Raw genomic sequence first — 17,775 nt, forward strand, 5'->3', positions numbered from 1 at the left:
GGGGGCGGGGGCAGGCGGGTCAGTGCTCCTGGGCGGTCGGGCGCACCATGATCTCGTTGACGGCGGCATGCGCGGGCTGGACGACCATGAAGGCGATCGCGCGGGCGATGTCCTCGGGGTGCAGCCAGGACTCGCGCGTCATACCGCGTGCGACGGTGGCCGTCCTGTTGTCGGCCGTCATCTCGGTGACGGTCATGCCCGGCTCGACCAGCCCCACCCGGACACCGCGGGCGGTCACCTCCTGGCGCATGGCCTCGCTGAAGGCGCCCACCGCGTGTTTGGTGGCCGAGTAGACGCTGTTGCCGGGCCGCGCCACCCGGCCACCCACCGAGCTGACGTTCACCAGGTCCGCCACCCCGCGCGGGCCGTCGGACGCCGTCCGCAGCAGATGCGGCAGCGCCTGCTGGGAGGTGTGCAGTACGGCCTCGAGGTTGAGGGCGATCATCCGCTCCCAGCTCTCGGGGTCGCTCTCCTCGACCGTGCCGGTGGCCGCATAGCCGGCGTTGTTCACCAGCACATCGAGCCGTCCGTACTGCTCCGCCGCGTCCTCGACGCACTGACGGGCCTGCGCCGCGCTCCGCAGATCGGCGGTGAGGACGGTGCAGGAGCGGCCCTCCTTCCGGAGGGTGGCGGCCAGGTCCTCCAGCCGATCGGTGCGGCGGGCCACCAGCGCGAGATCGGCTCCCTGGCGGGCCAGCGCCAGGGCGGTGGCCGCTCCGATGCCGCTGGACGCGCCGGTCACCAGCGCCGCGCAGCCCGACAGCGGGCCGTCGGGGGGCGCGGCGTTCCCGGCCTGCCGGTCGTTCCCGGTGTTCATGTCCGTCACCCTGGCTCCCTGGTCTCGCGGGGGTGGGGAGGCCGCGGGGCCGCATGGCCCGGGCCATGCGTCGGGTACCCCGGTGGCGGCCGCCCATCACCTCGCGTTTCCCCTTTCGGACCGGGGATGGGCCGGGGCGGACCAGGGACGCGTCAGAGCGAAGGTGGCAGCGTCAGCGGAAGGCGCCGCTGTAGGCGTTGAGCGCGGGCTGGCCGCCGAGGTGGGCGTAGAGCACGTTGGAGTCCTTGGGTATGTCGCCGTCGCGGACCAGGTCGATGAGCCCGGCCATGGACTTGCCCTCGTAGACCGGGTCGAGGATCACCCCTTCGAGGCTTCCGGTGAGCCGGATCGCGTCGAGGGTGGAGTCGACCGGGACGCCGTAGAGCTCCCCGGCCCAGCCCTCCAGCACGGTGATCTCCTCATCGCGCAGCTCCCGGCCGAGGCCGATCAGAGCGGCGGTCTCGCGTGCGATCTTCTCCACCTGGGCATGGGTCTCGGCCACCTTGGCGGAGGCGTCGATGCCCAGCACCCGGCGGGGGCGGTCCTGCCCCGCGAAGCCCGCGATCATGCCCGCCTGGGTGGAGCCGGTGACGCTGCACACCACGATGGTGTCGAAGAAGACGCCCAGCTCCCGCTCCTGCGCCTGGACCTCGCGGGCCCAGTTGGCGAAGCCCAGACCGCCCAGCGGATGGTCGGAGGCCCCGGCGGGGATCGGATACGGCGTGCCGCCCGCGGCGCGGACGTCCTCCAGGGCGCGGGCCCAGCTGTCCTTGAAGCCGATGCCGAATCCGGCGTCGGCCAGTTGCACCCGCGCGCCCATGATCCGTGAGAGCAGGATGTTGCCGACCTTGTCGTTGACGGAGTCGGGCCAGTCCACCCAGCTCTCCTGCACCAGTACGGCCTTCAGCCCCAGCTTCGCCGCCACCGCGGCGACCTGGCGGGTGTGGTTGGACTGCACACCGCCGATGCTCACCAGAGTGTCCGCGCCCTTCCGGAGCGCGTCGGGGACGAGGTACTCCAGCTTGCGGGTCTTGTTGCCGCCGAAGGCCAGCCCGCTGTTGCAGTCCTCGCGCTTGGCCCAGACGCGCGCCCCGCCGAGCCGCTCGCTCAGCCGGTCCAGGGGGTGGATGGGGCTGGGGCCGAACAGCAGGGGATGGCGCTCGAAGTCATCGAGGGACATGGGTGACTCCTTAGGGATGGTGCCGGATGCCCGCATGGGTGGTGCCGGATGTCCGCCGATCCCTACCCCGCCGCTCCCCGTCGGCACACGAGCCGGAACCTCCCCAATGCCTCCCCTTCGGCACACGACCGGCGTATGCCTGTAGGCCGTTGGGGTCCCGCTGCTGTCCAGCCTGAGCACCCTGCCGCCGGGTCGCGGAGACGATCTGTTCCTGAGCCCTCATTCCGCTGCCGCCGCGACGGCGCTCGACCGCCGAGTCCACCCCGTCCGCCCCACTCGCCCAGGGAGCCGAGTTCATGCCCCAGTACTTCCGCGACTCGCCCGAGTCTCTCGTTCCCGACGCGCTCGCGGGCTTCGCCGCCGCCCATGCCGATCTCGTCGCCTACCACCCCGACCACGGATACTTCCGCACCCGCCACTGCGCACCCACCCGCCGCGTCGGGCTGGTCTCGGGAGGCGGTTCCGGCCATGAACCCCTGCACTCCGGCTTCCTCGGTACGGGGATGCTGGACGCCTCCTGCCCCGGGCGGATCTTCGCCTCGCCCCACAACCGGCAGATCTTCGAGGCCAGCCGGGCCGTCGCCCGGCCCGAAGGTGTGCTGCACATCGTCAAGAACTACACCGGTGACCGCATCAACTTCAGCATCGCCGCCGAGCGCCTCGCCCATGAGGGCATCCGCTGCGCACGTGTCCTCATCGACGACGACATCGCCAGCGACTCCGACGACATCGCGGTCGGCCGGCGCGGCACCGGCACCACCCTCATCATCGAGAAGATCCTCGGCGCCGCCGCCGACGAGGGGCGCGGTCTGGAGGACCTGGTCGCCCTCGGCACCGATGTGACCCGGCGGGCCCGCAGCCTCGCCGTCGCCTCGGCCGCCCACAACACGCCCGCCTCCGGGGCACCGGCCTTCGCCCTTCCCGACAACGTCCTGGAGTTCGGGGTCGGCATCCACGGCGAGCGGGCCGAGGGGACCATCCCGCACGCACCGCTCGGCAAGCTGGTCGAGACCATGACGGACCAGTTGCTCGCCGCGCTGCCCGACACCGCGGGGACACGGGTGCTCGCGCTGGTCAACGGGCTGGGCTCGATCACCTCGCTGGAGCTGTACGGCATCCGCCACGCGGTCGCCAAGGCCCTCGACGACCGCGGTGTCGGCCTCGACCGGTCCCTGACCGGCACCTTCGTAAGCGCCCTGGACATGCGGGGCTTCTCGCTGACCCTGTTCGCCACCGACGCGGAGGCGCTGCGGCTGTGGGACGCCCCCGCCCGCACCCCCGCCTGGCCCCTGTGACCGCCTCTTTGACCCCGTCCGGCCCCATCGATCCCGCCACTGACCCCGCCACCGCCCCGAGGAGTTGCCCCGCTCATGTCCGACCAGCCCGGCCCTAAGGGCCTTACGTACGCCGCCGTCATGGACTGGCTGACACGGTTCGCCGCCACCGTACGCTCCGTGGAACCCGAGCTCACCGTGCTCGACCAGAAGGCGGGCGACGGGGACTTCGGCGGCAACCTGGTCACCGGGATGGACGGTGTCCGCCGTGCGCTGGACGCCCTGCCGGCGGGCGCGGGGAACGGCGAGAGAAGCCGGAGGGGCCCGGACGTGCCGCTCGACGCCGCCGCGCGGGTCTTCCTCGACGATGTCGGCGGCACCAGCGGTCCCCTGTTCGGGCTGCTCTTCCAGGAGCTCGCCGACGCGCTGGGGGTGGCCGCCGACCCGCCCGGAACCGCCGCGCTGGCCCTGGGCACCGCTGCGGGGACGGCCGCGATCCAGCGGGTCGGCGAGGCCGAGGTGGGCGACAAGACGATGGTGGACGCCCTCGTCCCCGCCGCGCGGGCCCTCGCCTCCTGTGAACCCACCGGCGACCCCGCGTACGCGCTCCATTTGGCCGCGGTGGCGGCCCATCGGGGCGCCCGCTCCACGACCGATCTGCGCGCCCGGCGCGGGCGTGCCAGCTATACCGGCGACCACGCCCGTGGCGTCCCGGACCCGGGCGCCCTGACCGTCGCTTTGCTGTTCGCCTCCGCACACGCCGAGCTGACCTCGCTGAGCCGGCTCCCCGTGTCCTGAGGAGGAAGGCCGAGTTCATGAGGGGATCCCCGGACGTGCCGCCCGCCGGTGAACGCCGCGGCCGGGCCGCACGTACCGGTATCCGAGTCTGGGCCCGCATGGGACGGGCGGAGCGGGGCAGACGACCAGGATTCGACTATCGGCTCGATCGAAGGGGTCCGGGAGAAGCTGTGCAGCAGGAGACCGACACCCGTGTGACCACGCCCCCGGCCGTCCCACGACCGCGCGAGGGCGGCGCGTCGGGCGGCCGGACGCGCGACCCGTACTTCGACAACGCGAAGTACCTCACCATCGTGCTGGTGGCGTGTGGCCACGCATGGGAGCCGCTCACCTACGACAGCCGGGCGGCCACCGCGATCTACCTGCTGGTGTACGCGTTCCACATGCCCGCGTTCGCCCTCATATCGGGTTACTTCTCGCGGAGTTTCGACATGGCGCCGGGCCGGGTGAAACGGCTGCTCACGGGTGTCGTCGTGCCGTATGTGGTCTTCGAGGTCGCGTACACGCTCTTCTACCGCTGGGCACAGGACGATCCGGACTATCCGATCAGCCTGCTCGACCCCTGGTATGTGATGTGGTTCCTGGCCGCGCTGTTCATCTGGCGGATCACCACCCCGCTGTGGCTCGCGCTGCGCCATCCGGTGCCGGTCGCGCTGGCGGTGGCCGCACTGGCCTCCATTTCGCCCGAGGCCGGTGGGGATCTCGGCCTGCAGCGGGTGCTGGCGTTCCTCCCGTTCTTCGTGGTCGGACTCACCCTGCGACCGAGCCACTTCACCCGGCTGCGGACCCGGCGGACCCGGCTGATCGCCCTTCCGGTGGCGGCCTTCGCCCTGTGCACGGCGTACGCGGCGGCGCCCTGGCTGGACGCGGAGTGGTTCTACCACCGCAAGAGCGTGGCGGCTATGGACGGCGTACCGTCCTGGGCCGGTCTGCTCACCACGCCCGCCCTCTTCGGTCTGGCGCTGGTGCTGACGGCCTGCTTCCTGGCCTGGGTGCCGGGGCGCCGGACCTGGTTCACCGCGCTCGGTTCGGGGACGCTGTACGGCTATCTGCTGCACGGCTTCATCATCAAGTCGTCCCGTTTCTGGGACTGGTACGACCATCCATGGCTGCACACCCCGCTCGGGGAGCTCGCCGTCACCGCGGCCGCGGTGCTCGTGATCACCGTGCTGTGCACGGAACCGGTGCGACGAGTCCTGCGCTCGCTGCTGGAGCCACGCATGGACTGGGCGTTCCGGCGCACCGGTTCCTGAGGGCGGACCGGCTCCCTACGGGCGGGCCGGTTCCCGAGTGCGGCGCGGGTCCGCCGTCAGTGGCGGCGGACCTTGAGGGTGTTGTCGGTGCGGGTGGCCGGCTGTCCGTCGGGAGCGGTCATGTTCTCCACATGGACATCGCTGACGAGGACGTCCCACTCCCCGTCCGCGAGGTCGAGCCCGGCGAGCACCGCCTCGGGCGTGGGGAAGTGGAACTCCGGACCGGGGTCCGGCGCCCAGGACGGGAATGCGGCGTGTCCGGTGATCAGCAGCACTCCGCCCGGTGCGACGACCCCCGCCGCGGTGCGCAGGATCTGGTCCCGGGGCAGTTCCAGCCGGGAGTGGAAGAAGTGGGCGGAGACGAGGTCGAAGGTGCCGGCCGGGAAGGACTCGGACAGGTCGTGCCGCTGCCACTCGATGTGGTCGCCGACACCTTCCGACGCCGCGTGTCCGGCGGCGCGGTCCAGGGCGACCTGTGAGACGTCGACGGCCGTGACCCGCCAGCCCTGCCGGGCGAGCCAGATCGCGTCGGCGCCCTCACCGCAGCCGAGGTCCAGCGCGCTGCCAGGGGTCAGCCCGGTGGTCTCGCGCACCAGAGCGGCGTTGGGCCTGCCACTCCAGACGCGGTCCTCGGCGCTGTAGAAGGTGTCCCAGAACTCCTCGGGCGAGGTGTCGGGCGAGATGGTGTGCGGGTCGGTGGTCATATCGGATGCGCTCCCTTCGTTCCTGGCAAGAGAGTGCGCACGGCCGCGGCCACTTGACAAACTTCTTTGCCGGGGTAGCAAATGAAAGGTATGGCTGACGACGACCTCACCGAGGTACTGACCGCCGTAGGACCCCGGCTGCGGGCGTTGCGGCGCACCCGTGGCACCACACTGGCCCAGCTCAGCGAGACGACCGGGATCTCGCTGAGCACCCTGTCGCGGCTGGAGTCGGGGCAGCGCAAGCCGACCCTGGAGCTGCTGCTGCCGCTGGCCAAGGCGTACGGAGTGCAACTGGACGAGCTGGTGGGGGCGCCGGCCACCGGGGACCCCCGGGTCCATCCGCGGCCGTTCACCCGGCACGGCCAGACGTTCGTTCCGCTGACCCGCTATCTGGGCGGGCTGCACGCCTACAAGCAGATCATGCCGCCCCGGCCGCAGGGCGTGCGCGAGGAACCGCTGGAGCAGCGGGCGCACGAGGGCTATGAGTGGCTCTATGTGCTCTCCGGGCGGCTACGGCTGGCGCTGGGCGAGCACGACCTGGTGCTCACGTCCGGCGAGGCCGCCGAATTCGACACCCGTACGCCCCATGGCTTCGCCAACGCCGGGGACCGGCCGGTGGAGTTCCTCTCCCTGTTCGGGGCGCAGGGCGAGCGCATCCATGTCCGCGCCCGCCCTGCCGGTACCTGACCCGTCCCGTTTCCCTCCGGGGGCGTTCACCCCGAGGGCTCGTCCGGGACGGGCCGCTCGGGGTGCACGCTTCCGGTCTGCGGCTTCCCCCGCCGTCCCGTGCCGGACTCGTCCGTCTCGGGGACGTCGTCCCCGAGATCCGGCTCCTGGCCGGCGCCCGCCACGTCCAGGTGGTCGGGGCCGTCCTGCGCCTGCTGATCGGGGAGGTCCCTGGGGATCCCGCCCCGGTCCTCGCGCTGCTCTCGTTCTTCCGGTCGCCGGTCGTCGCTCACGATGCCGCTCCTTTCGTCGATTCGTCGATGGAGGGGGCACAGCAGGGGCGAATACCCGCGAGCGCCGGCGGAATGCATGGTCAGCGCCGATTCGATGCGGCCACCTGTACCCACGTGTCCGCGCGGTCGGCTACTCCCCCGGCTCCAGCACATACAGTTCCGGCAGGTTGACCACGATGGCCTCCTGGGTGCTGCGGGCGATGACCACCACCGCCTCGTCGTCGGGGTCCGGGTTCTCCTCCCGGTGCGGCACAAACGGCGGAACGAAGATGTAGTCACCCGGGCGGGTGCGCAGCCGGACCTCCTCGACATGTCCGTCCCGCTCCTCGGCGAAGACGAACTCGGGGTGGCCCCGCACCACGAAAATGGCCGTCTCGGACTCGCCGTGGTGGTGGTTGGCGGAGGCGGTGTCCGGCGCCACATGGGTCTGGCCCATCCAGAGCCGCTCGGAGCCCACCGACAGACCGCTGATCGCGGCGAACCGCCGCATCCCCTCGGTCTGGGCGGTGCCGGGGTCGACGTCCTCGGTGCGGATGTGGTGCAGACGCATCCGCAACGAACTGTCGGGGGCGGTGGCCTTCAGATCCTTCGGATCCCTCAGATGCGGATGGAACGCGTCGTGCTGCTGCGCGGGGTCGCCGCCGGGCGTCGTCATGACACCGACCGTAGAAAGCCCGAGTAATGGATGTCAACAGGTGTCCTTTCTCCCATCAGGCACAACACCGTGAAATCCACGCTGCATAATGGCCGTATGCAGATCTCGGCGAAGGCGGACTACGCGGTCCGGGCGCTGGCGGAGCTGGCCGCGGACACGGACAGGCCACTCACCTGTGAGGCGATAGCCACCTCGCAGGGCATCCCCTTCCGGTTCCTCAAGGCGGTCTTCCGCGATCTGCGCCAGGCCGGTCTGGTGCGCAGTCAGCGTGGTTGCGAGGGTGGCTACTGGCTCGCCCGCGACCCCGCCGAGATGACCCTCGCGGACATCGTGCTCGCCGTGGACGGGGCATTCCTGACGCTGCGCGGCGAGCGGCTGGACGACCTCGGCTACCACGGCCCGGCGGCCGGACTGCCCGGGGTGTGGCGCGGGATGGAGGACCATGTGCGCCAGGTGCTGACCGCCACCGCCCTCAGCGATCTGGTCCGCGAGCGGCTGGCGGCATGACGTCCGCGAGCCCGGGCCGGCCCCGGAGCACCGGGTTGGGCGGCACCGGGTTGGGCGGCACCGGGGCGGACGGCGGCGGGGCCGTCGAGATCGTGGAGTACACCGATCCGGCCTGCCCGTGGGCGTGGGGTTCCGAGCCCGCGTTCCGCCATCTGCGGGCCCTCACCGCGGGGCGGGCCCGCTGGCGCCGGGTGTTCGGCATCCTCTTCGACGACGGCGACGATCCGGCACCGGACCCCGCGGCCGAGACCGCCTGGTACAGCCGCTATATCGCCGATATCGCCCGCCATACCCGGGCGCCCTACGCTCATCGGCTGCGCTGGGTGGCGGCCACCAGCCGGCCGGCCTCGCTCGCCGCGAAGGCGGCCGAGCGCCAGGGCGCGATCGCCGCGGAGCGGGTGCTGCGGCGGCTGCGCGAGACCACGTTCGTACTGGGCACACCGGGCGATACGGCGGAGCGGGTGCTCGACGCCCTGGCGGGGCTCGACGGTGTCGATGTGGGGCGGCTGGGCGCGGAGCTGGGCGAGCCGTCGGTGGTGGCTGCCGTCCGGCGGGACCACGCCGAGGCCCGCGACCCGATTCCGGAGGCGTATGCCTTCCGCGCCCCGGGGCCGCATGGCACGGGCGTCAAGGAAACCGACGACGGGGTGCGCTACGCGCTGCCCACGCTGGTGTTCTCCGGCCCCGGCGGGCGCGTGGCCGCCCCGGGGTGGCGGAGCATGGCCGAGTACACGGCGGCGCTGCGCACGGTGGCTCCCGGTCACCTCTGGCAGGCGGCCCTCATCGGTCCCGAGGAGGCCCTGGCGGAGTACCGCAGCCTGACCGGGCCCGACCTGTCACTGCTAACGGGCCGGACCAACCCCCCGTCCACGGCCGTACGGGTGGAGACGGCGGGCGGGCCGCTGTGGCTGCACCCGGACGAGGCCACCACCCATCCGGCGCTCGCCGCCTCATCAGGGCTGAAAAGCCCCAGGTCGTAGCCGTCTTACCCCATGAGACACCTAAAGGTGTCCATTGACTTCGCCGGTCCTCGCCCCGCACCATGGGCACATGCTGACGACGCACCCCGGTGTGGTGTGCCGATACGTGGACTTCCGGCGCACCGCCAGCGCCATCTGTCGCTGATCGCCCCCCTTCGCTGACGCGATCCGCCGACGCGATCCGCCACGTCCCGAGCGCCTCGTTCCGCTCGTTCCCCTCGCTTTCCTCCCCGGGCCCCACCGCCTCCGGCCTTCATGACCGCTGCCCGTCCGCGTGTCCTCGCTGTCGTGAGTGGACGTGTGCGGCCGTGTGCTCACCGCCGTCCGGGGGCAGTTGACACCACGAAAGGCGACGTCCCGTCATGACTTCCGCCACCCCGCCGCTTCCCGTCCGCCGTCCGCCCGATCCGCCACCGCGTCCCGCTCCGGACCGGCGCTCCGTGCTCGGGCTCGCTCTGGGGGCGGGTGGCTCCCTGCTGCTGTCCGCCTGCGGCGGGGTGGCGACGACCGGGGCAGGCGGCGGGGGCGAGACCCTGCGCTGGGGCTGGGATCTGCCCTCCAGTTGGGACCCGGTGTTCTCCTCCAAGGGCTGGGATGTCCATCTGCTGTCGCTCGTCTACTCCGGGCTGACCCAACTCGACGCCAAGGGCGGCGCCAAACCCGCGCTCGCCTCCTCCTGGCGCTATTCCCACGACGGCCGGCGCCTCACCTTCACCCTCCGCCGTGGCCTGCGGTTCGCCGACGGCACTCCGGTGAACGCCGAGGCCGTCAAGAAGAGCGTCGAACGCGGCAAGAACCACCCCAAGTCCCTGATCGCCTCCCAACTGACCAGCATCGACACGGTACGGGCCCCAGACGCGCACACCGTGGTCCTCCAACTCACCGAGGCCGACTACCAGTTGCCCGCCCTGCTGGCCGGGAAGACCGGCATGGTGGTCAGCCCCACCGCGTTCGGGAAGGACGAGGCGCGGCTGGCCACCAGGCCGGTCGGCCACGGCCCGTTCCGGCTGGTGTCCTACACCCAGAACTCGATGGCGAGCCTGCGCCGCGACCCCGGCTACTGGAACGCCGAACACATCGCCGTCGAGCGCTTCGAGGCGTATCCGAAGCCCGATGAGACCACGGCGCTCGCCGCGCTCCAGTCCGGGCGGCTCAATGTGGCCCAGATCCCGTTCAGCCAGGTCGAGGCGGCACGTGAGGCCGGTTTCACGGTGCAGCTCATCCCGTCGATGGTGGTGCGCGTCCTGGATGTGAACACCGCCATGAAGCCGTTCGACGACCCCGCCGTCCTCAAGGCCCTGAAGTACGCCGTGGACCGCCAAGCCCTGCTGGACAGCGAGCAGTTCGGCCATGGCGAGGTGGACCACCAGCCCTTCCCGCCCGGCTATACGGGCTTCGACCCGGCGCTCGGCGCGGTGTACCGGCACGACCCGGAGCGGGCGCGCGCACTGCTGCGGGAGGCCGGACACCACGACGGCGTCGAGGTGACCATCACCACCGCCCAGCCGCAGGGCGCGCCCGAGCAGTTGCAGGCGCAGCTCAACCGGGCCGGGTTCCGGGCCCGGATCGAAGTCATCCCCGAGGCGCGGGCCTCCCAGGTGGTGTACGTCCAGCACTCCCGCGCCCTGTACCTCGACCAGTTCGCCGGGCGGGAGTCGCCGGTGCAGGCGATGCAGGTGCTCTTCGGCGCGGAGGGGCTGATGAACCCCTCCCGCCGTACGACGCCCGAACTGGACGCGGCCGTGGCCGCGGTGCGCCGCACCCCGCTGGAGTCGCCGCGCTATCCGGAGGTGCTGCGGGCGGCCACCGCGGTGGCGGTGCGCACGATGCCGAATGTGTTCCTGTACACGGTGCCGCGCGCCCTCGCCCGTACGTCCTCCGTCTCCGCCATCCCCTCGCTCCCGGTGGTGCAGCGGTTCGAGGGGGTGACGGCCGGATGACCGCGCTCGCTCCGCACCTCGCGCGCACCCGGCGGAAGTCCGTACGGGCGGCCCGTCTCCCGCGCTCGCTCGGCCGCGTCCTCGCCACGGCGGGCACGGTCTTCCTGCTGTCCTCCGCGCTCACCTTCGGCCTCGGCGCGCTCTCCGGGGCCAATCCGGCGGCGGCGGTGCTCGGCGAGACGGCGACGCCCGCCGATATCGCCCGGATGAACCAGCAGTTCGGCCTCGACCGGCCGCTGTGGGAGCAGTACGTGTCGTGGCTGGGACATGCCTTCACCGGGGATCTGGGCCGCTCGTGGTTCACCACGGTCCCGGTGGCCGACAGCATCCGGCAGGCGATGCCGGTGGATCTGTCCATCGCCGGGCTCGCGCTGCTGATGGCCGTGGTGCTGGGCGGAGCCGCCGGTGTCGCCGCCGCGCTCCGGGCCGGCGGACGGCTGGACCGCGCCGTCACCGCGCTGTGCGCGCTGCTCGGCACCCTGCCCGGTTTCGTCGTGGCCATCGCGCTGGTCACGGTGTTCTCGCTGAAGCTGGGGTGGCTGCCGTCCGGTGGCTATGTGCCGCTGGACATGGACCCCGCGCAGTGGCTGCGGTACACCGTGATGCCCGCGCTCGCACTGAGCCTGGAGGCCGCTGCCGCCATCGCCCGTCAACTGCGCACCTCGCTGGTGGGGACGTTGCGGGAGAACTATGTGACGGGTGCGGTGATGCGCGGATTGCCCGCCCGGCGCGTGGTGTTCGGCCATGCTCTGCGCAACGCGGCCGGACCGGCGCTGACGGCGCTCGGGATGAGCGTGCCGATGCTGCTCGGCGGTGCGGTGGTCACCCAGCAGATCTTCGCGCTGCCCGGTCTCGCCCAGCTCACCCTGCAGTCGGCGGAGCAGCACGACATCCCGGTGATCCAGGGGACGCTGCTGGTGACCATCGCGGTGGTCCTGGTCGTCAACGTGGCCGTCAACGCGGCACTGCTCGCGCTGAATCCGGCCGCCCGGCGCCGCGAGGTGACGCGCTGATGAGGACGTTGCGACGGGCATGGGGACATCCGTCCGCCAAGGTGGCGCTGCTGGTGCTGCTGGCCATCGCGCTGCTGGCGGCGTTCGGCGGCCGGCTCGCGCCGCATGACCCGCTGGCCCAGCACCCCCGGAACATGCTGCGCGGCCCCGGCCCCGGCCATCTTCTGGGCACCGACTATCTGGGCCGCGATGTGCTCAGCCGGCTGCTGGAGGGCAGTGGCCGCTCGGTGGCGGGCGCCGTGGAGGCGGTGGCCGCCGCGATGGCGGTGGGAGTGCCGACCGGACTGGCCTCGCTGTGGATGGGGCGCGTGGGCGAGTGGATCGCTCAGCGCGCCGTCGACGCGCTGATGACGCTGCCGTTCACCGTGTTCGCCATCGCGGTCGTGGGCGCGCTGGGCAACGGGATGCACCAGGCCATGCTGGCGCTCGGGGTGCTCTACGCCCCGCTGTTCTTCCGGATGACCCGCGCGGCCGCGCTGAGCCTGCGCCACGCCCAGTACGTGGAGTCGGCCGAGCTGTTCGGCGCCTCGGTCGGGCGGGTGCTGCGCACCCACATCTGGAGCAAGGTCCTGCCCACCGTCATCGTCACCGCCGCCCACGCGCTGGCCACCTGTCTGCTGGTGGTCTCCTCGCTGACCTTCCTCGGGGTCGGTGTGCAGCCGCCCGCCGCCACCTGGGGCGGCATGCTCGCCACCGATCTGGGCTTCCTCACCCAGCAGATCTGGGCACCGGTGTTCCCGGCCGCGCTGATCGTCGTCACCGCCGGTGCGCTCAACCTGCTGGCCGATGCCGTACGGGACGCCGGGGCGGACGCGTTGCTGCCCGGCGGCGGACCGGAGACGGCCACCGGCTCCCTCGGCGCCAGCGCCGACACCCCCGACACCACCAAGGAGAAGACCGATGCCGCACTCCCCGTCGCCTGACCCCGCCACGCCCGGCGGCCCCGGCGCCCTGGGCCAAAGGCCCGCCGCGCTGACGGTCCAGGGGCTCGGCGTCACCGTCGCGTCCGGACGGCTCACGGCCGTACGCGATGTGTCGTTCACCGTGCGCCGCGGTGAGGCCGTCGGCCTGGTCGGCGAGTCCGGCAGCGGCAAGACCCTCATCTGCCGGTCGGTGCTCGGACTGCTGCCGCCGGGCTGCGCGGTGTCCGGGGGCGAGATCGCCCTGTCCGGTGAGGCGCTGACCGGGCTGTCGCGCCGGGACTGGGACCGCGTACGGGGCACCCGGGTGGGCGCCGTCTTCCAGGACCCCGCCTCGTATCTCAACCCCGCGCTGACCGTGGGGCGTCAGCTCACCGAGGTGCTGCGGGTGAAGCTGGGGCTGGACCGCGCGCGGGCCGGTGCGCGGGCCGTCGAGCTGTTCGCCGCCGTCGGGTTGCACGACCCCGCCGAGGTCGCCCGGCGCCATCCGCACGAGCTGTCCGGCGGGATGCTGCAGCGTGTGCTGATCGCCGTCGCGGTGGCCTGCGCACCGGATCTGCTGGTGGCCGACGAGGCGACCACCGCTCTGGATGTGGTGGTCCAGGCCGAGGTCCTGGAGCTGCTGGCCCGGATGCGCGCCGAGCAGGATCTGGCGCTGCTGCTGGTCAGCCACGATCTGGCGGTGATCGCCGAGGTGTGCGACCGCATTCTGGTGGCGTACGCCGGGGAGCTGGTCGAGGACGGCCCGGCCGAGCGGGTGCTCAACGACCCGCTGCATCCGTACACCGAGGCACTGTTGCGTGTGGCCACGGTCGTCGACTGGGAACGGCGGGAGCTGGAGGTGATCCCCGGCGCGCCGCCCGAGGTGGGCGCGCGGCTGCCGGGCTGCCGGTTCGCCGACCGCTGCGCGTTCGCCGCGCCCGAGTGCCGCAGCGGTCCGGTGCCGCTGCGGGAGACGTCCGACGGGCGGCGGGTGCGGTGTGTCCGCGGCGAGGAGATCGAGCGGTCGCGGGCCGGTGCGTTCGGCACCCGGGAGGTGGCGGTATGAGCGGGCTGCTGGAGATCTCCGGCCTGACCGTGGCCTTCGGCCGGCGGGACGCGCGGCCGGTGCTGGACGGTGTGGAGCTGTCCGTGGGCGAGGGGGAGATCGTCGGGGTCATCGGGGAGACCGGCTCCGGCAAGACCACGCTCGCCCGTACCGCCGTGGGCCTGGTCCCTCCGCGCTCGGGCCGAGTGGTCTTCGACGGGCGCGAGATCTCCGGGCTGCGGGGGCGCGCACTGCGCGCGTTCCGCCGTTCGGGGCGGCTGAGTTACGCGTTCCAGGATCCGCTGCGGGCCCTGGACCCGGAGCTGACGGTCCGACGGGCGGTGGCCGAGCCGCTCGCCGTCGCGGGGGATCTCGGCGACACGGAGATCGCCGCGCGGGTGGACGAGGCGCTGGAGACGGTGGGCCTGGACGCGGTGCGCCTCGGCGATCGGCTGCCGGGCGCGATCTCCGGCGGTCAGCGCCAGCGGGTGCTGCTCGCGCGGGCGATCGTCACCCGGCCCCGAGTGCTGATCGCCGATGAGCCGGTGAGCGCCCTGGACGCCTCCAACCGCAACCGGGTGCTGCGGCTGCTGGACCGGCTGCGCACCGAGCGCGGGATGGCTGTCGTCGTCATCTCGCACGACCTCAGCTCGCTGGCGGGCATCGCCGACCGGGTGGCGGTGCTGTACCGCGGCCGGGTGGTGGAACAGGGGCCCGTACGGGAGGTGTTCGGCCGGCCGCTGCATCCGTACACCGCGCTGCTCATCGCCTCCGCGCCGAGCGTACGGGGCGAGGGCGGGCCGGGCGCGGCGGCGCTGCGCCCGGCGGCCGAACCGCCCGCCTGGACGGCGCGGGAGGGCTGTGTCTTCGGCCACCGCTGCCCGTTCGTCATCGGCTCCTGCCGCACCGCGCCCGCGCCGGCCCCGGTGGGCCAGGGGCGCACCGCCGCCTGCCACCGGGTGACCCAGTGGCGTGAGCTGGTGGCCGGGGCGGCTCCCCCGGTCATCACGAAAGGGCCGCCGGAGCTGGTGGCGGCCGCCGGAGAAACAGACAAGGAAGCCGGGCGGTGACCATCCCCCCGGCCACTTCCCGCCCCTCGGAGAAAGGCTGACGATGTCCGTCGAGTTCATCGGAATGATCGGCACCCATGAGGTGTCCGAGATCCACCCCGCCCGTGGTCCCGTCGTGGACGCCGAGTACACCCTGCGGTTCGCCCGCGCCCATGAGGACGCGGGCTTCGACCGGGTGCTGATCGGCTATGGCTCCGCCACCCCGGACGGCGCCCAGGTGGCCGCGTATGTCGCCGCGCGCACCGAGCGGCTCGGGCTGCTGGTGGCCCATCGGCCCGGCTTCGTGGCGCCCACCCTGGCCGCCCGTACGTTCGCCACCCTCGACCAGTTCTCCGGCGGGCGGGTGGCCGTGCACATCATCAGCGGCGGGCGCGACGCCGAGCAGCGGCGGGACGGCGACTATCTGGGCAAGGACGACCGTTACGCCCGCACCGATGAGTACCTGGAGATCCTGAAGCGGGCGTGGACGGATGAGGAGCCGTTCGGACACGACGGCCGTTTCTACCGCTTCGAGGACTTCCACGCCGAGGTCCGCCCCCAGCAACGGCCGCGCATCCCCCTGTACTTCGGTGGCTCCTCCGAAGCGGCGTACGCCGTGGGCGGCAGGCACGCGGACACCTTCGCGCTGTGGGGCGAGCCGCTGGCCGAGACGGCGGAGCAGATCGCCTCCGTGCACCGGGCCGCCAAGGCCGCGGGCCGGACCGAGCCGCCCGGTATCAGCGTGTCCTTCCGGCCCATCCTCGGCGCGACCGAGGAGCAGGCGTGGGAGCGGGCGCACCGGATCCTCGACACCATCAGGGCCCATGGCCCGGCGGGCTCCTTCACCTCCTCCCGGTGGGGCCGCGAGGCGCTCGGCTCACCCACGACCGGGGGCACAGAGCCGCAGAACATCGGCTCCCAGCGGCTGCTGGCCGCCGCCGCCCGGGGTGAGCTCCACGACCGGGCGCTGTGGACGGCGACCGCGGCCGCCACCGGGGCCGCGGGGAATTCCACGGCGCTGGTCGGCACCCCGGAGACGGTCGCGAAGGCGCTGCTGGACTATGTGGACATCGGCGTCACGACCCTGCTGATCCGCGGTTACGACCCGCTGGACGACGCCGTCGGCTACGGCCGTGAGCTGCTGCCGCTGGTCCGCCAGGAGCTGGCCCACCGGGCCGGTGGGGGCGCCGCGTAAAGATCTCCTCAATCTCTCTGAACGCAACTCGTGCGCCGCCCGTATCCACTGCCGGGTCGTGCTCGTCGCGGATGAGCCGATCCCGTAACCCCCCAACAGGAGGTCATGAGTTGAGCCATAAACGCGTACCCAAGCGAAAGATCGTGTTCGCGGGGGCCGGGGTCGCCGCCGTCGCGGCGGCCGCGATACTGCTGCCCAACGCCAACGCCTCACAGGACGACAAGACCGAGGCCGCCCAGCCCAAGAAGGTGGACGCCGCCTCGGCGGCGGACATCGCGGCGCAGCTCGCGTCACAACTGGGCGAGGCGTTCGGCGGGGCCTACTACGACAAGGACAAGCAGCAGGTCATCGTCAATGTCGTCGGCGACAACAACAATGTGAACGTCGAGGTCAAGAGCGCCGGCGCGGTGGCCAGAAGCGTCGACAACAGCACCAAGGCGCTGCAGACCGCCGCGAAGACGCTCAAGACCAAGGCCACGATCCCGGGCACCGCCTGGTCGGTGGACCCCAAGACCAATGAGCTGCGGGTCACGGCTGACTCCACCGTCACCGGGGCGAAGTGGGACACTCTCGAGTCCACCGTGAAGTCGCTGGGCGACGGCATGGCCACCCTCAAGAAGTCCACGGGCGAGTTCAAGCCCTTCGTCGCGGGCGGCGACGCCATCTTCGGCGGCGGCGCGCGCTGCTCGCTCGGCTTCAACGTCACCACGGACAGCGGCGCCCCGGCGTTCCTCACCGCCGGCCACTGCGGCGTCGCCGCCGAGCAGTGGTCGGACTCCCAGAACGGCGCGCCGATCGGCACCGTGCAGGACGCCACCTTCCCCGGTGACGGCGACTTCGCGCTGGTCACCTACGACGACGCCAACACCCAGGCCCCGTCCGCGGTGAACACCGGCGACCAGAACGTGGACATCGTCGGGGCCGCCGAGGCCGCGGTGGGCCAGCAGGTGCAGCGCATGGGCAGCACCACCGGGCTCAACGACGGCTCGGTCACCGGTCTGGACGCGACGGTCAACTACCCCGAGGGCACGGTCAGCGGGCTCATCCAGACCGATGTCTGCGCGGAGCCCGGCGACAGCGGCGGCCCGCTGTTCAGCGCGGACGGCAACGCCATCGGCCTGACCTCCGGCGGCAGCGGTGACTGCACCTCCGGCGGTGAGACCTTCTTCCAGCCGGTGACGACCGCGCTGGAGGCGGTCGGTGCGCAGATCGGGGACGGCGGCGCGGCCGGAGGCGGCGGCGCGGCGGACGGCGGCGCCGCCGATGACGGCGCGGGCGCGGACGGCGCGGGCGCGGACGGCGCCGGTGGGGCTGCCGAGAACGGCTGATCCCACGCGACCCGGGGTGTCCCGCGCCGTCACCGCGGGACACCCCGGGAGCCGCGGTGGGGCCGGACGGCCCCGCGAGCCACGACAGGCGGGGCCCCGGAGCGGCGACAGGCCGGACGGCCCCGGAGCCACTGGCCGGGCCGACCGCCCGGACAGCCCCAGGAGCGGTGACAGGC

General features: G+C 72.6%; 18 protein-coding genes. 13 read left to right on the plus strand and 5 right to left on the minus strand.

All coding sequences use genetic code 11. The annotated features are described in order from the left end of the window. Nucleotides 1–19 precede the first annotated feature (19 nt). Both STRVI_RS23390 and STRVI_RS23395 read right to left on the minus strand, forming a co-directional pair. Complete coding sequence (locus tag STRVI_RS23390; RefSeq protein WP_014058100.1) at nucleotides 20–817, minus strand: SDR family oxidoreductase; 798 nt, start codon at nucleotides 815–817, stop codon at nucleotides 20–22. Between the two features lie 172 nt (nucleotides 818–989). Further along, nucleotides 990–1,997 carry a 1-aminocyclopropane-1-carboxylate deaminase gene (locus STRVI_RS23395; RefSeq protein WP_014058101.1) on the minus strand — a complete coding sequence of 336 codons (1,008 nt, stop codon included), beginning with the start codon at nucleotides 1,995–1,997 and terminating at the stop codon, nucleotides 990–992. A 296-nt stretch (nucleotides 1,998–2,293) separates the two neighbouring features. Here STRVI_RS23395 and STRVI_RS23400 point away from each other — a divergent pair, with 296 nt between their 5' ends. The 3 genes from STRVI_RS23400 to STRVI_RS23410 all read left to right on the plus strand — a co-directional run bounded on the left by STRVI_RS23400 (nucleotide 2,294) and on the right by STRVI_RS23410 (nucleotide 5,322). After that, nucleotides 2,294–3,292 (plus strand): dihydroxyacetone kinase subunit DhaK, encoded by a 999-nt coding sequence (locus STRVI_RS23400; RefSeq protein WP_014058102.1) that lies wholly within the window; start codon nucleotides 2,294–2,296, stop codon nucleotides 3,290–3,292. A 75-nt stretch (nucleotides 3,293–3,367) separates the two neighbouring features. Next, nucleotides 3,368–4,069, plus strand: coding sequence for a DAK2 domain-containing protein (locus STRVI_RS23405; protein ID WP_014058103.1), 702 nt, complete (start codon nucleotides 3,368–3,370; stop codon nucleotides 4,067–4,069). A 170-nt stretch (nucleotides 4,070–4,239) separates the two neighbouring features. After that, a complete protein-coding gene (locus STRVI_RS23410) occupies nucleotides 4,240–5,322 on the plus strand; it encodes an acyltransferase family protein (protein ID WP_014058104.1) in 1,083 nt (360 codons plus the stop codon). A 56-nt stretch (nucleotides 5,323–5,378) separates the two neighbouring features. Here STRVI_RS23410 and STRVI_RS23415 read toward each other — a convergent pair whose 3' ends face one another. Next, nucleotides 5,379–6,026, minus strand: coding sequence for a class I SAM-dependent methyltransferase (locus STRVI_RS23415; protein ID WP_014058105.1), 648 nt, complete (start codon nucleotides 6,024–6,026; stop codon nucleotides 5,379–5,381). A gap of 90 nt (nucleotides 6,027–6,116) precedes the next feature. On the opposite strand from STRVI_RS23415, the gene STRVI_RS23420 reads away from it, so the two are divergent. Continuing rightward, on the plus strand, nucleotides 6,117–6,713 hold the full coding sequence (locus tag STRVI_RS23420; protein WP_043236428.1) for a helix-turn-helix domain-containing protein: 597 nt from the start codon (nucleotides 6,117–6,119) through the stop codon (nucleotides 6,711–6,713). 26 nt (nucleotides 6,714–6,739) lie between these two features. Here STRVI_RS23420 and STRVI_RS23425 read toward each other — a convergent pair whose 3' ends face one another. Both STRVI_RS23425 and STRVI_RS23430 read right to left on the minus strand, forming a co-directional pair. Further along, entirely contained in the window at nucleotides 6,740–6,985 is a 246-nt protein-coding gene (locus tag STRVI_RS23425; protein WP_014058107.1) for a hypothetical protein, read from the minus strand. Between the two features lie 130 nt (nucleotides 6,986–7,115). Continuing rightward, nucleotides 7,116–7,640: a cupin domain-containing protein gene (locus tag STRVI_RS23430; protein ID WP_014058108.1), complete on the minus strand. Its 525-nt coding sequence runs from the start codon at nucleotides 7,638–7,640 to the stop codon at nucleotides 7,116–7,118. Between the two features lie 96 nt (nucleotides 7,641–7,736). Between STRVI_RS23430 and STRVI_RS23435 the strand changes: the two genes are divergently transcribed. From STRVI_RS23435 to STRVI_RS23475, 9 genes are all read left to right on the plus strand, one after another. Next, nucleotides 7,737–8,147: an RrF2 family transcriptional regulator gene (locus STRVI_RS23435; RefSeq protein ID WP_043236430.1), complete on the plus strand. Its 411-nt coding sequence runs from the start codon at nucleotides 7,737–7,739 to the stop codon at nucleotides 8,145–8,147. Further along, nucleotides 8,144–9,127 (plus strand): DsbA family oxidoreductase, encoded by a 984-nt coding sequence (locus STRVI_RS23440; RefSeq protein ID WP_014058110.1) that lies wholly within the window; start codon nucleotides 8,144–8,146, stop codon nucleotides 9,125–9,127. Before STRVI_RS23435 ends, STRVI_RS23440 begins: the two co-directional genes overlap by 4 nt. A 362-nt stretch (nucleotides 9,128–9,489) precedes the next feature. Next, complete coding sequence (locus STRVI_RS23445) at nucleotides 9,490–11,067, plus strand: ABC transporter substrate-binding protein (protein WP_014058111.1); 1,578 nt, start codon at nucleotides 9,490–9,492, stop codon at nucleotides 11,065–11,067. Then, the gene (locus STRVI_RS23450; RefSeq protein WP_014058112.1) at nucleotides 11,064–12,080 is read left to right on the plus strand and encodes an ABC transporter permease; all 1,017 of its coding nucleotides are present in this window, start codon (nucleotides 11,064–11,066) and stop codon (nucleotides 12,078–12,080) included. Before STRVI_RS23445 ends, STRVI_RS23450 begins: the two co-directional genes overlap by 4 nt. Further along, a complete protein-coding gene (locus STRVI_RS23455; protein ID WP_014058113.1) occupies nucleotides 12,080–13,003 on the plus strand; it encodes an ABC transporter permease in 924 nt (307 codons plus the stop codon). Before STRVI_RS23450 ends, STRVI_RS23455 begins: the two co-directional genes overlap by 1 nt. Beyond that, nucleotides 12,981–14,048: an ABC transporter ATP-binding protein gene (locus tag STRVI_RS23460; protein ID WP_014058114.1), complete on the plus strand. Its 1,068-nt coding sequence runs from the start codon at nucleotides 12,981–12,983 to the stop codon at nucleotides 14,046–14,048. The genes STRVI_RS23455 and STRVI_RS23460 overlap by 23 nt, the downstream gene beginning before the upstream one ends. Further along, a complete protein-coding gene (locus STRVI_RS23465) occupies nucleotides 14,045–15,097 on the plus strand; it encodes an ABC transporter ATP-binding protein (protein WP_014058115.1) in 1,053 nt (350 codons plus the stop codon). The genes STRVI_RS23460 and STRVI_RS23465 overlap by 4 nt, the downstream gene beginning before the upstream one ends. 43 nt (nucleotides 15,098–15,140) lie before the next feature. Next, entirely contained in the window at nucleotides 15,141–16,271 is a 1,131-nt protein-coding gene (locus STRVI_RS23470; RefSeq protein WP_014058116.1) for an LLM class flavin-dependent oxidoreductase, read from the plus strand. A gap of 110 nt (nucleotides 16,272–16,381) precedes the next feature. Continuing rightward, entirely contained in the window at nucleotides 16,382–17,599 is a 1,218-nt protein-coding gene (locus STRVI_RS23475) for a S1 family peptidase (protein ID WP_014058117.1), read from the plus strand. Nucleotides 17,600–17,775 lie beyond the last annotated feature (176 nt).

Origin of the sequence: Streptomyces violaceusniger Tu 4113, assembly GCF_000147815.2 — a bacterium.
Taxonomy (GTDB): domain Bacteria; phylum Actinomycetota; class Actinomycetes; order Streptomycetales; family Streptomycetaceae; genus Streptomyces; species Streptomyces violaceusniger_A.

What these genes read in the sequence shown, in the direction of transcription:
- STRVI_RS23415 (WP_014058105.1), bottom strand. Translation starts at nt 6,026, where the DNA reads ATGACCACCGACCCGCACACCATCTCGCCCGACACCTCGCCCGAGGAG.
- STRVI_RS23430 (WP_014058108.1), bottom strand. Translation starts at nt 7,640, where the DNA reads ATGACGACGCCCGGCGGCGACCCCGCGCAGCAGCACGACGCGTTCCAT.
- STRVI_RS23390 (WP_014058100.1), bottom strand. Translation starts at nt 817, where the DNA reads ATGAACACCGGGAACGACCGGCAGGCCGGGAACGCCGCGCCCCCCGAC.
- STRVI_RS23460 (WP_014058114.1), top strand. Translation starts at nt 12,981, where the DNA reads ATGCCGCACTCCCCGTCGCCTGACCCCGCCACGCCCGGCGGCCCCGGC.
- STRVI_RS23465 (WP_014058115.1), top strand. Translation starts at nt 14,045, where the DNA reads ATGAGCGGGCTGCTGGAGATCTCCGGCCTGACCGTGGCCTTCGGCCGG.
- STRVI_RS23470 (WP_014058116.1), top strand. Translation starts at nt 15,141, where the DNA reads ATGTCCGTCGAGTTCATCGGAATGATCGGCACCCATGAGGTGTCCGAG.
- STRVI_RS23395 (WP_014058101.1), bottom strand. Translation starts at nt 1,997, where the DNA reads ATGTCCCTCGATGACTTCGAGCGCCATCCCCTGCTGTTCGGCCCCAGC.
- STRVI_RS23400 (WP_014058102.1), top strand. Translation starts at nt 2,294, where the DNA reads ATGCCCCAGTACTTCCGCGACTCGCCCGAGTCTCTCGTTCCCGACGCG.
- STRVI_RS23440 (WP_014058110.1), top strand. Translation starts at nt 8,144, where the DNA reads ATGACGTCCGCGAGCCCGGGCCGGCCCCGGAGCACCGGGTTGGGCGGC.
- STRVI_RS23445 (WP_014058111.1), top strand. Translation starts at nt 9,490, where the DNA reads ATGACTTCCGCCACCCCGCCGCTTCCCGTCCGCCGTCCGCCCGATCCG.
- STRVI_RS23405 (WP_014058103.1), top strand. Translation starts at nt 3,368, where the DNA reads ATGTCCGACCAGCCCGGCCCTAAGGGCCTTACGTACGCCGCCGTCATG.
- STRVI_RS23435 (WP_043236430.1), top strand. Translation starts at nt 7,737, where the DNA reads ATGCAGATCTCGGCGAAGGCGGACTACGCGGTCCGGGCGCTGGCGGAG.
- STRVI_RS23455 (WP_014058113.1), top strand. Translation starts at nt 12,080, where the DNA reads ATGAGGACGTTGCGACGGGCATGGGGACATCCGTCCGCCAAGGTGGCG.
- STRVI_RS23450 (WP_014058112.1), top strand. Translation starts at nt 11,064, where the DNA reads ATGACCGCGCTCGCTCCGCACCTCGCGCGCACCCGGCGGAAGTCCGTA.
- STRVI_RS23420 (WP_043236428.1), top strand. Translation starts at nt 6,117, where the DNA reads ATGGCTGACGACGACCTCACCGAGGTACTGACCGCCGTAGGACCCCGG.